Below are 13167 nucleotides of genomic sequence, written 5' to 3' on the forward strand. Positions count from 1 at the left end.
CGCATGATAGTGCTCAACACCCCCCACAACCCCACCGGCACCGTCTGGCAGGCAGGGGATCAGGAGCGCCTCGCCCGCCTGGTGCGCGGCACCGACATCCTGATCCTCTCGGACGAGGTGTACGAGCACGTGGTGTTCGACGGCGCCCTGCACCAGAGCGTCATCCGCTATCCGGAGCTGGTGGAGCGCTCCGTCGCCGTCTTCTCCTTCGGCAAGACCTTCCACGTCACCGGCTGGCGGGTGGGCTACTGCGTGGCGCCCCGCCCCCTGATGGAGGAGATCCGCAAGGTGCACCAGTTCGCCATGTTCGCCGCCGACACCCCCATGCAGTACGGCTTCGCCCACCTGTTGCAGCAACCGGCCCACTATCAGGGGCTGGCAGCCTTCTACCAGCGCAAGCGTGACCTGCTCGCCTCGGCCCTGGCCGGTTCGCGCCTGACCCTGCTCCCCTCGGCGGGCAGCTTCTTCATGCTGGCAAGCTACGAGCGGGTAAGCGACGAGCCGGACAGCCTGTTCGTGCAGCGGCTCATCCGCGATCACGGGGTCGCCACCATTCCGGTCTCCGCCTTCTATCACGACGGCACGGATCAAAGAGTCATCCGTCTCTCCTTCTCCAAGGATGACGACACCCTGCTGGCGGGCGCCGAGCGCCTGTGCGCCGTCTAGGGGGCACCATGGATTCACTGCGCGTTGCCGTCCTCCAGATGGTCTCCGGGGATGACCTTGACCACAACCTGGCCCAGGCCGAAGCGTTGCTGCGTCAGGCCGCGGCCGAGGGGGCCGAGCTGGCCCTGCTGCCCGAATACTTCTACCTGATGCCGGTCGATGAGCGGGCGCGAGTGGCCCTGGCAGCCCCCGTTGACGATCACCCCCTGCTTGCCTGGGTACAGGGGCTGGCCCGGGAGCTCGGGCTCTGGATCCTGGCCGGCACATTGCCGCTTGCCAGCCACGAGCCCGGCAAGATGCACAACAGCAGCCTGCTCATCGACCCGCAAGGGCAGCTCGCAAGCCGCTACGACAAGCTGCACCTGTTTGGCTTTTGCACCGGGCAGGAGCAGTATGACGAGGCCGCGACCATGACCCCGGGCCGGGAGGTGGTGAGCCATCCCCTGCCCTGGGGCGTGCTGCGCCTCGGGATCTGCTACGACCTGCGCTTCCCGGAGCTGTTTCGCCTGGGGCCAGCCCCCGATTTCATCGCCCTGCCCGCGGCCTTCACCCACACCACCGGGCTCGCGCACTGGGCGCTGCTGCTGCGGGCACGTGCAGTGGAGAACCTGGCCTTCGTGTTTGCCAGTGCCCAGGGGGGACACCACCCCGGTGGGCGGCGCACCTTCGGCCACAGCATGATCATCGATCCCTGGGGCCGGATACTGGCCCAGGTAGAGGAGGGTCAGGGCATGGCCATCGCCACCCTGGATCTGGCGGCACAGCGCACGGTGCGCAGCCAGTTGCCGGCCCTCACCCATCGCAAGATAGCCGTCGGCCCTTGAGGCCGGCACCCTTTAGCACGCTAGGAATGACACCACACTTCAAGGGACTGACCATGAAACTCAACACACTGATGATGCTGATGGCCCTGGCCACCGCCGGCCAGGCCGCCGCCAAACCCCTGGTGATCGCCACCGATGCCACCTATCCCCCCTTCGAGATGGTCGACAGCAACGGCAAGCTCGGCGGCTTCGAGGTCGATCTCGCCTATGCCCTGTGCGCGGCCATGAAGACCGAGTGCGAGGTGATCAACCAGCCCTGGGATGCCCTGCTGCCCGGCCTGCAGGTGCGCAAGTACGACGCCATCATGTCCTCCATGAACATCACGGACGAACGGCGCCAGAAAGTGGACTTCAGCCAGGTCTACTACATGATGCAGAACCGCTTCGTGGGGCGCAGCGACAAGGCAGCCGACTTTGCAGACGATCCGGCCCACTTCAAGGGCAAGGTGATCGCGGTGCAGGAGGGCACCCCCCAGGACAACTTCATCACCGCCCGCTATGGCGAGGTGGCCAAGATCAAGCGCTACGTCAACGCCCAGTCCCCCATGCTGGATCTGCAGTCCGGCCGCGCCGACTACACCTTCGGCAACATGGTGCAGTTGAAGGTGGGCTTCCTCGACAAGGAGATGGGCAAGCAGTTCGCCTTCGTCGGTCCCCAGTTCAACGGCACCCAGGACAAGATCCTGGGAGAAGGGGTGGCGGTGGCCCTTCGCAAACACGATGACAAGCTCAAGGCCCGCTTCGATGCCGCCATCGAGAGCGTCAAGGCCGACGGCACCTTCAACACCCTGCTCAAGAAGTACCAGCTCGAAGATCTGCTCTGATCCCGGCATGCCAGCCCCCTGGACAGTTGCAAGGGGCCACGGCAACAGGGCGGCCATTGGCCGCCCTGTGTCGTTTTCCCGGCCTCTCGCCGTTATTGGGCCAGGCCCAGGTGCCCGGCAATCTCCTGATACTGGGTCTGGTAGTTGTCGTCGAAGTGGTGGGAGCCCGGCAGGGTCACCGTCGTCACGTTCGGCTGCTGCAAGCGCGGACAGAGTTTGACCGGGGAGTCGTCCTCCGCGCCCTGCACGCAGAGCAGCGGCAGAGTCTGGATCCGTGTCACCTCCGGCAGGGTGGGATAGCGGCCCCCCTTGTCGTGCACCACCATGTCGCTGACGTGGATCTCGAAATCCGACGCCGTCGAGGGGGAGAGCATCACGGCCCCCGCCAGGCTGTCGCGATAGGCTGGCGGCAGACGATTGATGACGAAGGGCACTATCTCGGCACCAAAGGAGAAACCCACCAGCAACCAGCGCTGGCGCCCCCAACGGGACTGGTACTCGGTGAGGATGCGCACCAGATCCGCCGTCGCCTGCTCCGGCGTCTTCTTCTTCCAGTAATAGGAGAGCGAGCTCCAACCCACCACCGGCATGCCGTGGGCCTGCAACTGGGCGCTGAGCCCCTTGTCCAGCGCCGCCCAGCCGCCATCCCCGCTCATGAAGACCACCATGGGGGAAGACGAGGCTTGCGCCACCGGCAACTCCACCAGCCCCAGATCCGCGCCGATCCGGCCCGGCTGGGCGGCCACTGCCGGCAAGGTGAACGAAGAGACGAAACAGCAAATCAACAGCAACAACATGGCTCTCATGGGCCAACTCCTATTTCTTCATGAGCCCGAAGGGGCCGCGACTGATGAGGGAGACGAGGTGGGTCAGGGTGCGGGGCAGCACCAGATGACCGGTACAGAGCAGGTAGCGGGGCTCCCACCTTGGGCCGAACTTCTCCTTGTAACGCCGCAATCCCTGGAAGTTGTAGAAACGGCTGCCCCGGGTGAACAGGGTGTTGCCAAGGCGGGCCCAGTAACCGCCGAGGGGGTTGTCGTTGAAGCCCGACATGGGGGCCATCCCCAGGTTGAAGCTGGCATACCCCTCCTGCTTGCCCCACAGCAGGAGCTCGACAAACAGGAAATCCATGACCGGCGCCGCCCCTGTGTCGAGGCTGTAGCGCATCAGATCGATGGAGAGGCTCTCCTTGTTGTCGCTGATCCAGAGGTTGGCAAACCCGACGATCTGCCCCTCCCGCCGTACCAGCGCCATCGGGTTGAGGGTGAGGTAGGCGGGATCGAAACTGCCCACGGAGAAGCCCTTCTCCCTGCCCTGCTTGCTGTGCAGCCAGCTGTCGGAGATCCCCTTCAACTCGGGCAGCAGGGGGGCAATCTCACCGGGGGCCACCACCTCGAAGCGCAGCCCTTCCCGCTTGCCCTTGGCGTGGCTCTGGCGCAGGTTGCGCAGGCGACTGCCGGCAAGATCGAAGCTCGGCAGATCCACGATGGCCTCCTCCCCGAGCTTGAAGGGGATGAGCCCGAGATCCAGATAGACAGGCAGATAGCGGGCCGACACCTGGTAGAAGACAGGGCTGACGTCGTGCTCGTCACAGCGCTCGCGAAACTGCCAGAGCAGCTCCTCCACCAGGGAGGGCTGACCGACGGGATCCCCCATCACTATCCAGCTGCTGCCCTCGGCCCCGTACATGAGGAAGGCCTCGCCGCTGGGGTGGAACAGCAGGGACTTGTCCCCGAGCTGGGCCAGGTAGCCGTGGCCTCCCCCTGCCCGCATCACCAGCCCATGGGCACGGGAGAGCACCTCGGCATCCGGCTTGCAGGCGGCGAGGCGCAAGGGCGCCAGCAGATGGGCCACCCCGACCACCGCCAGCACGCCGATGACACTCCCCATGGCGCGCAGGGCACGGGAGGCGGCCCCGGGCCCGTGGGCCGAGACGTGCAGCCAGAGGGAGGGGTCGTACTCCACATGGCGGTAGGAGAAGAGCAGCAACCACAAGGCCCCCAGCAGCACGGCTCCCACCGACATCAGCCAGGAAGGGGTAAACCGGGCGTGAAGCAGGGAACCCTTGCGATAAAAGAGGGAGTGGCAGGGGGTGATGATGAGCAAGAAGCCCCCGATCAGCAGGGCCGACTCCCAGTCAAACCCCTTGAACAGGGAGAACAGCATGCCAAGTCCCAGCAGCCACTGGGTGATCCTGAATGCCCCGTCATGACGGCGGTAGAGGCTGTGGACCAGCAACAGCAGCAACACGCCGCTGACGCTGCCGAGCACATGGGAGAGCTCCAGCAGGTGCAGGGGCAACACCTCCAGGAAGGCTTCGATCCGCCCCCTCATGGTGGGGATCATCCCGGAGCAGAGCAGCAGGGTACCCGCCGCGAAGGTACCCATGCTCACCAGGGCGGGCACAAACTCCCGGGTCGCCATCATCACCCCCTGCAGCCGGTGCAGGCGGGCCCGCTGTTGCAGCAGCTCCTGACCTGCGAACAGCAGCAGGGCACAGAGGAAGGGCAGGAAGTAGTAGACGCAGCGGTAGATAAGCAGGGAGGCGAGCAGCTTGTCCACCGGCAGATAGTGGGTGAGCAGCAGGCTCATGCTCGCCTCGAAGACCCCGATGCCCCCCGGCACATGGGCCAGCACCCCGAGCAGACTGGAGAGCACGAAGGCACTGAGCAGCACCGGATAGGGCACGCTGCCCGATGGCAGCAGCACATAGAGCACGGCGGCGGCGGCCATCCAGTCAAGCAGGGCGATAAGCAGTTGCAGCAGGCGGTATCTGATGCGCGGCAGGAACAGCGGGTGTCCGCGCCAGACCAGGGCTGCCCCCGGCCACACCAGATATGCCAGCACCGTCAGCAGGGCCAGGCCCCCCGCCAGTTGCAACAACCCGGTCGCCCAGCGGGGCCAGTCCACCAGCAGGGCCGCCCCCTGCCCCAGCAGCAGGGCACTGCCCCCCCAGCCCAGCAGACCGAGGAAGAAGGTGATGGAGCAAAAGAGAATTACCCTGGCCACCTCCCCGGTGCCAAGCCCCAGGGAGGAGTAGAGCCGGTAGCGTACCGAGGAGCCGGTGAGCAGCGCAAAGCCCAGGGTGTTGGAGAAGGTGTAGGCGATGAAGGAGGTCATCCCCACCTGCTGCCAGGGCAGGCGTTTGTCCAGCACCTTCAGTGCCAGCAGATCATAGCAGCAGAGGCAGCCATAGCTGAGCAGGGTGAGCAGCAGGGCGCCCCCCAACTGCGGCAAGGGTTGTGACCAGATGGCCTGGCGGATGTCGTGCCAGTGCCACAGGTGGGTCAAATGATAGAGGACGGTCAAGGCCGCCCCCAGCAGCAGCAGGCTGCACAGGGGGCCTATCCAGATCAACAGCTGACGCCGCATTCAAGATTCCTGTCAAAAAGCGTGGAGAAAGAGAGCCTCCGAAAGCGGGCGGACAAGGCGCCCTCCCGGAGTGACTCCCCCACAGGCGGCGCGTGACGCCGCACGTTCACGGGGGCAATCCTATGATTTACCAGGCCCTGCCCGCTCGCCACTTTTCTTCTGTAACCTTATGTACAGGCAGACAAAACATCCCCGTCCGGGATAGAGGCAGGAGACGCCATGACACCCTCCCCCCTGATAAGACGCTTCCCCCAAAACGCCCTGGGGCGCGATCTGGCCGTCGGCGACATCCACGGCCACTTCGCCCTGTTGCAGCAGGCCCTCGACACCCTGGATTTTGATCCCGCCCGGGACCGTCTCTTCAGCGTCGGGGATCTGGCGGATCGCGGGCCCGAGTGCAGCGAGGTGATCCACTGGCTGGCCAGACCCTGGTTTCACCCGGTCTGCGGCAATCACGACGACTACGTCTGCCGTTACGAGAGCTGCGATCGGGAGAACTGGATCCGAAACGGCGGCGGCTGGTTTCAGCACCTGACCCCTGCCGAGCAGGCGGCGTTCGCCGTCCACTACCGCAGCCTGCCCCTGGTCATCGAGGTGGCCACCCCGGCCGGTCCGGTCGGGCTGCTTCACGCCGATTGTCCCTTCTCCTCCTGGCAGGGGCTGCTGGACCAACTCGATGCCGGGGTGAGCGGCGGACGGCTTCGGGCCATCAAGAACGTCTGCCTCTGGTCAAGGCGCCGTATCGAACGGCTGGACGAGAGCGGGGTCGCGGATCTCGCCGCCCTGGTGGTGGGCCACACCCCGGTGAGGGAGCCGGTGCGCCTTGGCAACGTCCACTACATCGACACCGGCGGCTGGTATCCCGAGGAGGGCGGCTACTTCACCCTGCTGGACCTCAATACCCTGACCCCTCACTTTCCCCTGCCCTGAGCCGGACCGATGGGATGATCAGGCTCACGGACAACGCCCACTGCCCATTAAAGCGCCAGGCGAACGCCCCGGACTTCGCTCTGCCAGCGCGATGGTTTACCATGCAGGCAATTGCGGTGCATGGCACCCCCACCCAGGCGCCAGGCGCCGCCGTCATCGGACACTCCTTTCGAGCAACATGAGCACATCAGCGCACCCGGCCAGCGGGCCCACGTTCTATTTCCACGACTACGAGACCTTCGGCATCAGTCCGGCCAAAGACAGACCGGCGCAGTTTGCGGGCATTCGCACCGACGGGGATTTCAACGTCATCGGCGAGCCGCTGGTGATTTACTGCAAGCCGCCGGCGGATTACCTGCCGGAGCCGGAAGCCTGCCTCATCACCGGCATCACGCCGCAAAAGGCGATGAAGGACGGCCTGTGCGAGGCGGACTTCATCCGCCAGATCCACGCAGAGTTCGCCACCCCGGGCACCTGCGTGCTCGGCTACAACAGCATCCGCTTCGATGACGAGGTGACCCGCTACACCCTCTATCGCAACTTCTATGACCCCTATGCCTACGCCTGGCAGAACGGCAACTCCCGCTGGGACATCCTCGACATGCTGCGGGCCTGCTACGCCCTGCGCCCGCAGGGGATAGAGTGGGCGTTTGACGACGAGGGCAAGCCGAGCTTCAGGCTGGAGAAGCTCACCGTCGCCAACGGCGTGGCCCACGCCAACGCCCACGATGCGCTCTCGGATGTGCTGGCCACCATCGAGATGGCCAGGCTGGTGAAAAAGGCTCAGCCCAAGCTCTTCGAGTACCTCTTTGATCTTCGCAACAAGAACAAGGTGAAGGCCCTCATCGACGTGGTGACCATGAAACCCCTGGTGCACGTCTCCGGCATGTTCTCCCCCTGGCAGGGGTGTGCAAGCTGGGTGTCGCCGCTCGCCTGGCACCCCACCAACCAGAACGCGGTGATCATGGTGGATCTGACCCGTGACCCCACTCCGCTTATCGAGCTCTCCTGCGAGGAGATCCGCGAGCGCCTCTACACCAAAAAAGAGGAGCTGGGGGATCTGGCCGGCATTCCGGTCAAACTGGTGCACATCAACAAGTGCCCGGTGCTGGCCCCGGCCGCCACCCTGACGCCGGAGCGGGCGGACGAGCTGGGCATCAACCGGGCTCAGTGCCGCAAGAGCCTGGATCTGCTGCGGGCCCACCCCGAGGTGCGGGAAAAACTGGTGGAGGTGTTCAACCAGGAGTTTGCCGGCAGCAATGACGGCGACCCCGACACCCAGCTCTACGCCGGTTTCTTCGGCCACGGCGACAAGTCCACCATGGATCTGGTGCGCGCCACCCCGGCGGATCTGCTGGGGGAGCGGGAGTTTGCCTTCACGGATCCCCGTCTGCCCGAGATGCTGTTCCGTTACCGCGCCCGCAACTGGCCCCACACCTTGAGCGAAGCGGAGCAGAAGCGCTGGCGCCTGCACTGCAGCGACTACTTCAGCCGCCGTCTGCCGGATTATGTGCCGCGCCTGGAAGCCCTGGCGGAACAGAACCAGGGGAACGAACGGAACTTTGCGATTCTAAAGAGTCTCTATCACTACCTTGAAAATCTATGAGATGTGAGCCGTTTCACAGTTAAAAACCGATGCGTTTCCCCGGCTCGCGACATAATGGGCAGGGAGCCCAAGCTCCTGATAGTGTGAATATTTAGATGCGCTGACGGCATGGATGCCGTGCTTTCGACTGTTGGGGAACTCTCGTTTTATGCGTTCAGCTCTGCCTGCTTTGACACTCGTCGCCTGTGCCCTGCTGCCCCAGGCCGCCCTCGCTGGCGCCCGGTTCGAGGTGCCAGACTACCTCTTGCGCCTGCCGGAGCAGACCTACCGGCTCATCGAGCACAACTTCAGCACCCTCTACCAGCAGACCGACTTCACCCCGCAAATCACCAACAGCTATTTCAACCACTCGGATCTCTACCGCTTCGCCGGCATTCCCCTGGCCATCACGCCGCAAAACGGCTTCCAGATGGAGGTGTTCGGCCAGCTCTACAACAAGTCGTCCCAGATCTATGCCCAGATGAGCCAGGATCTCTCCCTCTATCGCACCCTGCGGGTGGACATGATGGGGGATCAGAGCGACGAGATCGCCATCGGCATGGGGCTCGGCATCCCCCTGACAACTCGCCTCACCGTCAAGGCGCTCGCCTCCAGCAACGAGATCCCGGGCTATGGTTCCGCCAATTACGCCATCGGGATGGAGTGGCACTTCTAGAGACCATTTCGCCACATAAAAAAGGCTCCCGAGGGAGCCTTTTTGCAGTGCAACGCCATCAGGGGTAGCGGATCACCGCCCCCTGCCCCCCTTGCAGCACCAGGGTGCTCCCCAGGGGCGTCTCGTCCCAGAAGTCCGTGCCCCCCGGCGCCAACGGGAACTCGCAGGGGTGCTCCCCCCAGTTGAACAGGCAGAGCAGCTCGCCGCCCCCGGGCAGCGCCACCCGCCCGCGCTCGAATGCCATCCCCTCGAAGCGGGCCGCCGGGGTGCGCGCGGCGCACAGGGCGAGCAGCTTGCCAAGGCGCGCCCCTTGCGCCGCGTCCAGATCATGCAATCTGTCCCCCGCCAGCACCATGCCACCGCTCGCCACCAGGGCGGCCAGGTGGAAGTCGTACTCGGCGCAGCTCCCGTGCTGGCCCGGAATATCCCGCAGGCAGACGCAGTCGGGGTCCAGCACCCAGAGCCGCTCGTGCTGCCAGGCGCGGCAGAAGGCTTCTCGCGCTATCTGGCGAAAACGGGGGCCCTGGCGCTCTACGTCATCGCTCACCCGCATGCCATGCACCAGGCCGAGGCTCGGCCACAGCGGCGCATTGCAGCCGAGCAGGAAGGCCCCCTCCCCGGCGCCGCGCAGGATGGCGGCCATACCGCGCCGATAGGCCTCCACCCGGGTGGCGGCGGGGTCGTGGAAGCGACCACCGTGGATGGCCCCCCAGAAGTTGGCATCGAGCTTGAAGTAGTGAATGCCCCACTGGGTACGCAGGGTGCGAAATACCTGCTCCAGGTGCGTCTGCACCTCGGGGTGGGTGCCATCCAGCACGTACCAGGGGGTGCAGCGCCAGCCCCCGTAGGTGACTCGCTCCGAGGGGAGCGGCAGGCCATCCTCCCCTTTCACGAACCAGTCAGGGTGCTGCTGGAACACTTGCGAGCCGGGCTCGGCGATAAAGGGGGCGACCCAGAGCGCAGGCTCGCAACCGGCGGCGCGGATCTCCCCTGCCAGGGCCGCCACCCCCTCCTCGAACTTGGCGGAAGGGGTGAGCCAGTCCCCCATCCTGGCCTGATAGCCATCGTCTATCTGCACGTAGCGCAGGGCCGGGAAACGCTCGGCCCGCACCGCCAGGTTCTCGCGAATGTCCGCCGCGCTCACGTTCGCGTAGTAGTGATACCAGGAGCACCAGCCGCTCGGGCGCGTGGGCACCTCCCCCACCAAGGAGCCGTGCTCGGCGGCGATATGCTGCGCCAGCGTCGCGAGCAGGGCCTCCCTGTCCGGCCCCTCCAGGCAGATCAGCGCCTCGCTCTGCCAGTGCGCACCCGGCGCCAGGGTGCGCCCTTCGGTGTTCATCACGATCTCGAGGCGCCCGTCGGGATGGAGGCGAAACTCCCCGCCAAAGCGCTGGCAGCTCGCAAAGGCCAGCAGCAGCCAGCCCCCCTCCTGCGCCACCAGCAGCAGGTTGTGCACCGTGTGGTAGCCATGGTCGGCGGTGATGCGATAGACAGACGCATCGGGGCAGCGGCCCAGGTGCTCGGGGGCATTCCAGCGTCCCCCGGTCTGGGCCAGCATCTGGAACCCCTCTCCGTAGATGGCCGCGTCGGGCGCAAGTCCGAGATCCCCCTCAAACAGCCGCCAGTGGTGGACGGCCTCGGACTGCCTCCCGGTGTTGTCGAGCCTCACCCGGCAAAGCGGCCCCTCCCATTGGCGGGTTTGCAGCAGGGTGTCAGGGAGGGCGGGATCGGCGGGCAGTTGGCGCAACCGGGCCAGGAGAGAGGGGGTCGACATGGGAACTCCTTCTTGTGAATGGGGATGAAGCCGGGGCCATTGTATCCCCTGCGGGCCAGTTGACCCTGTTCCCTCCCCCCCGTGCCTGTTAAACTGCGACCTCGCTCACACTTGCCAAGATGAGGCCCCCGTGCTGCTGCAACGCACCCTGCGCTACCTTCGTGATTTTCTGGTCATCATCGCCTGTCTGCTGGCAGGCAAGGCCGTGGCGGCCATCCTGCCCTTCGCCTTCCCCGGCAGCATCATCGGCATGCTGCTGCTGTTCGTGCTGCTCTCCTTGCAGATCGTCCGCTTCTCCTGGGTCGAGCTGGGGGGCGGCCTGCTGCTGCGCCACATGGGGGTGCTGTTCGTGCCGGTGGCGGTGGGCCTGGTGGCCTGGCTCGAGCCCCTGCGCCAATCCTTCGGTCTCATCATGCTCTGCGTCGTGCTCGGCATCGTGCTCATCCTGGGCGCGGTCGGCCACCTCTATCAAAGGATGAACAAGCCATGATCCTCTGGTTCGCCCTGCCCCTCACCCTGGCCCTCTATTTCATGACCCGGGCCCTCTACCGCCGCCTGCCCTGGCCCGTCATCAATCCGGTGCTGATCCCCACCGCCGTCATCATCGGCCTGCTGCTCTGGCTCGATCTGCCTCTGGATCAGTACCAGCAGGGGGCCTCACCCCTGACCGCCCTGCTGGAACCCGCCGTGGTGGCCCTGGCCCTGCCGCTGTACCAGCAGGCGCGCCAGATCCGCGACAAGCTCACACCCATCCTGGCCTGTACCCTCACCGCGGTGCTCATCTCGGTCTGCACCACCCTGGGGGTCGGCCACCTGATGGGGGCGGATCCGGCGCTGCTCGCCTCCATCGCCACCAAGTCCATCACCACGCCGCTCGCCATGAGCGTCAGCCAGTCCCTCGGCGGCATTCCCGCCATCGCCGCCGCCGTGGTGGTGGTGGTGGGGATCCTGGGGGCCCTGGTGGGCTACCCCCTGCTCAAGCTGATGCGGGTCACCGACCCCGAGGCTCAGGGGCTCGCCATGGGAGCCTGCGCCCACGCCATCGGCACCGCCGCCTCCGCCGAGCAGGGGGTGACCCAGGGCGCCTTCTCGTCGCTGGCCATGGTGGTGTGCGGCGTGCTGACCGCGGCCATCGCCCCCCTGCTGTTCGCCCTCTACCACTGGCTGACCTGATCCCCGTTGCCATGGCCGCCCTTGCGGCCATGGCCTCTGTGCCCTTTCACCGTTTCCATCCGATACCCTCGCCTCCCTGATGCCGGGAGCTGGCGCACAGATTGCGAAAGACAAACGTTTCCTTTACCATCCCCGCCCCTTTACCCATCAAGGCGTGAGCGCGCTCACACAATTCGCCGCGCTTGCTCCCTACAATGGCCCCCCAATTGGCCTTTGAGGACACAGTATGCATCCCCGCTTTGCCAAGCCATTCGAGACCCTTTCCGCCCCGCTCCAGGCCGCCCTGCTGCCCATGCTGGGGGACGATTTCCAGGCCCGTTTCACCCCGGACCAGGTCGCGACCCTGAAAGCCGCCACCGGGCTGGATGACAGGGCCCTGCGTCTGGCCTTGCTGCCGCTGGCGGCCGCCTGCTCGGTGGCCCCCATCTCCAGGTTCTTCGTCGGCGCCATCGCCTGCGGCCTGAGCGGCACCTGGTACTTTGGCGCCAACATGGAGTTCGCGGGCCAGGGGCTGTTCCACTCGGTCCACGCCGAGCAGTCCGCCATCTCCAACGCCTGGCTGGGTGGCGAGACCGGGATCTCCGAGATCACCGTGAACTACACCCCCTGCGGCCACTGCCGCCAGTTCATGAACGAGCTGAGCACCGCCAAGACCCTGAAGGTCTCCCTGCCGGACGATCTCAGCGAGCTGCAATCCTTCCTGCCCCACTCCTTCGGCCCCGCCGATCTCGAGATCACCGATGCCCTGATGAGCCCCCAGGCTCACGACGAGCTGGTGCTCGAGAGCGACGACCCCCTGTGGCAGGCTGCGCTCGCCGCCGCCCGCCAGAGCTATGCCCCCTACAGCCAGGGCTATGCCGCGGTGGCGCTGCAGTTCGAGGACGGGCGCATCTTCTGCGGCCGCTATGCCGAGAACGCCGCCTTCAACCCGAGCCTGCCGCCGATGCAGATGGCCTGCGCCCACGCTGTGCTGGGTGGCGAGGATCTCGCCACCGTGCGCCGCGCCGTGCTGCTGGAGAGCAAGGATGGCCAGATCAGCCAGCGGGACTCCGCCCAGTCCACCCTGAAGGCGCTGGGCTCGGTCGAGCTTGAGTACAAAGCCGTCTGACCCCGGCATCCGCCAACGGGAAGGGGAGCTGCGGCTCCCCTTCTTGCTCTCTGCCCCTCACCCCCTTTCTCTGCGCCTCTGGCGCCGTGCATCAGATGCCCTCTTGCCCCATGTGAGGGCGGCCTCCCTCCGATGACCTTATTGGCAGACCTCCTCTGCGGTGGCGGGAAGCCCAGGTTAAGGGGCCAAGACCCCACCCCGCCCCTTGCGGTCCCCGTGTGTGACCCCACAATGC

At 65.9% G+C, this 13167-nt stretch carries 12 protein-coding genes; 9 read left to right on the forward strand and 3 right to left on the reverse strand.

Going from position 1 to position 13167, the window contains the following annotated elements; translation table 11 throughout:
- The 3 genes from C3418_RS20065 to C3418_RS20075 form a co-directional block, all read left to right on the forward strand.
- On the forward strand, positions 1 to 666 hold a 666-nt coding region (locus C3418_RS20065; RefSeq protein ID WP_128318361.1), incomplete at its 5' end, for an aminotransferase class I/II-fold pyridoxal phosphate-dependent enzyme.
- A gap of 8 nt (positions 667 to 674) precedes the next feature.
- Positions 675 to 1490, forward strand: coding sequence for a carbon-nitrogen hydrolase family protein (locus C3418_RS20070; protein ID WP_103859130.1), 816 nt, complete (start codon positions 675 to 677; stop codon positions 1488 to 1490).
- A 53-nt stretch (positions 1491 to 1543) separates the two neighbouring features.
- Entirely contained in the window at positions 1544 to 2314 is a 771-nt protein-coding gene (locus C3418_RS20075) for an ABC transporter substrate-binding protein (protein WP_045524696.1), read from the forward strand.
- Between the two features lie 92 nt (positions 2315 to 2406).
- On the opposite strand, the gene C3418_RS20080 is transcribed toward C3418_RS20075, so the two are convergent.
- Positions 2407 to 3120 (reverse strand): AcvB/VirJ family lysyl-phosphatidylglycerol hydrolase, encoded by a 714-nt coding sequence (locus tag C3418_RS20080; RefSeq protein WP_103859128.1) that lies wholly within the window; start codon positions 3118 to 3120, stop codon positions 2407 to 2409.
- Between the two features lie 10 nt (positions 3121 to 3130).
- A complete protein-coding gene (mprF, locus tag C3418_RS20085; protein ID WP_103859129.1) occupies positions 3131 to 5686 on the reverse strand; it encodes a bifunctional lysylphosphatidylglycerol flippase/synthetase MprF in 2556 nt (851 codons plus the stop codon).
- A 219-nt stretch (positions 5687 to 5905) separates the two neighbouring features.
- Here mprF and C3418_RS20090 point away from each other — a divergent pair, with 219 nt between their 5' ends.
- From C3418_RS20090 to C3418_RS20100, 3 genes are all read left to right on the forward strand, one after another.
- On the forward strand, positions 5906 to 6616 hold the full coding sequence (locus tag C3418_RS20090; RefSeq protein ID WP_010674465.1) for a metallophosphoesterase: 711 nt from the start codon (positions 5906 to 5908) through the stop codon (positions 6614 to 6616).
- 178 nt (positions 6617 to 6794) lie between these two features.
- Entirely contained in the window at positions 6795 to 8222 is a 1428-nt protein-coding gene (gene sbcB / locus C3418_RS20095) for an exodeoxyribonuclease I (RefSeq protein ID WP_010674464.1), read from the forward strand.
- Between the two features lie 148 nt (positions 8223 to 8370).
- Positions 8371 to 8877, forward strand: coding sequence for a hypothetical protein (locus C3418_RS20100; protein WP_010674463.1), 507 nt, complete (start codon positions 8371 to 8373; stop codon positions 8875 to 8877).
- Positions 8878 to 8935: 58 nt separating this feature from the next.
- Here C3418_RS20100 and C3418_RS20105 read toward each other — a convergent pair whose 3' ends face one another.
- Positions 8936 to 10651, reverse strand: a complete 1716-nt coding sequence (locus tag C3418_RS20105; protein WP_010674462.1) for a glycoside hydrolase family 36 protein — start codon at positions 10649 to 10651, stop codon at positions 8936 to 8938.
- A gap of 130 nt (positions 10652 to 10781) precedes the next feature.
- Here C3418_RS20105 and C3418_RS20110 point away from each other — a divergent pair, with 130 nt between their 5' ends.
- The 3 genes from C3418_RS20110 (at position 10782) to cdd (ending at position 12932) form a co-directional block, all read left to right on the forward strand.
- Positions 10782 to 11141 (forward strand): CidA/LrgA family protein, encoded by a 360-nt coding sequence (locus C3418_RS20110; RefSeq protein ID WP_010674461.1) that lies wholly within the window; start codon positions 10782 to 10784, stop codon positions 11139 to 11141.
- Positions 11138 to 11824 carry an LrgB family protein gene (locus C3418_RS20115; protein ID WP_010674460.1) on the forward strand — a complete coding sequence of 229 codons (687 nt, stop codon included), beginning with the start codon at positions 11138 to 11140 and terminating at the stop codon, positions 11822 to 11824. Before C3418_RS20110 ends, C3418_RS20115 begins: the two co-directional genes overlap by 4 nt.
- A 226-nt stretch (positions 11825 to 12050) precedes the next feature.
- On the forward strand, positions 12051 to 12932 hold the full coding sequence (gene cdd, locus C3418_RS20120; RefSeq protein WP_010674459.1) for a cytidine deaminase: 882 nt from the start codon (positions 12051 to 12053) through the stop codon (positions 12930 to 12932).
- Positions 12933 to 13167: the final 235 nt, after the last annotated feature.

Source organism: Aeromonas sp. ASNIH8, from assembly GCF_002919855.1.
GTDB lineage: Bacteria > Pseudomonadota > Gammaproteobacteria > Enterobacterales > Aeromonadaceae > Aeromonas > Aeromonas caviae.

Bases quoted from the DNA above. Each gene is read 5' to 3' on its own strand.
- C3418_RS20070 (WP_103859130.1), top strand. From the start codon at position 675: ATGGATTCACTGCGCGTTGCCGTCCTCCAGATGGTCTCCGGGGATGAC.
- C3418_RS20075 (WP_045524696.1), top strand. From the start codon at position 1,544: ATGAAACTCAACACACTGATGATGCTGATGGCCCTGGCCACCGCCGGC.
- C3418_RS20080 (WP_103859128.1), bottom strand. From the start codon at position 3,120: ATGAGAGCCATGTTGTTGCTGTTGATTTGCTGTTTCGTCTCTTCGTTC.
- mprF (WP_103859129.1), bottom strand. From the start codon at position 5,686: ATGCGGCGTCAGCTGTTGATCTGGATAGGCCCCCTGTGCAGCCTGCTG.
- C3418_RS20090 (WP_010674465.1), top strand. From the start codon at position 5,906: ATGACACCCTCCCCCCTGATAAGACGCTTCCCCCAAAACGCCCTGGGG.
- sbcB (WP_010674464.1), top strand. From the start codon at position 6,795: ATGAGCACATCAGCGCACCCGGCCAGCGGGCCCACGTTCTATTTCCAC.
- C3418_RS20100 (WP_010674463.1), top strand. From the start codon at position 8,371: ATGCGTTCAGCTCTGCCTGCTTTGACACTCGTCGCCTGTGCCCTGCTG.
- C3418_RS20105 (WP_010674462.1), bottom strand. From the start codon at position 10,651: ATGTCGACCCCCTCTCTCCTGGCCCGGTTGCGCCAACTGCCCGCCGAT.
- C3418_RS20115 (WP_010674460.1), top strand. From the start codon at position 11,138: ATGATCCTCTGGTTCGCCCTGCCCCTCACCCTGGCCCTCTATTTCATG.
- cdd (WP_010674459.1), top strand. From the start codon at position 12,051: ATGCATCCCCGCTTTGCCAAGCCATTCGAGACCCTTTCCGCCCCGCTC.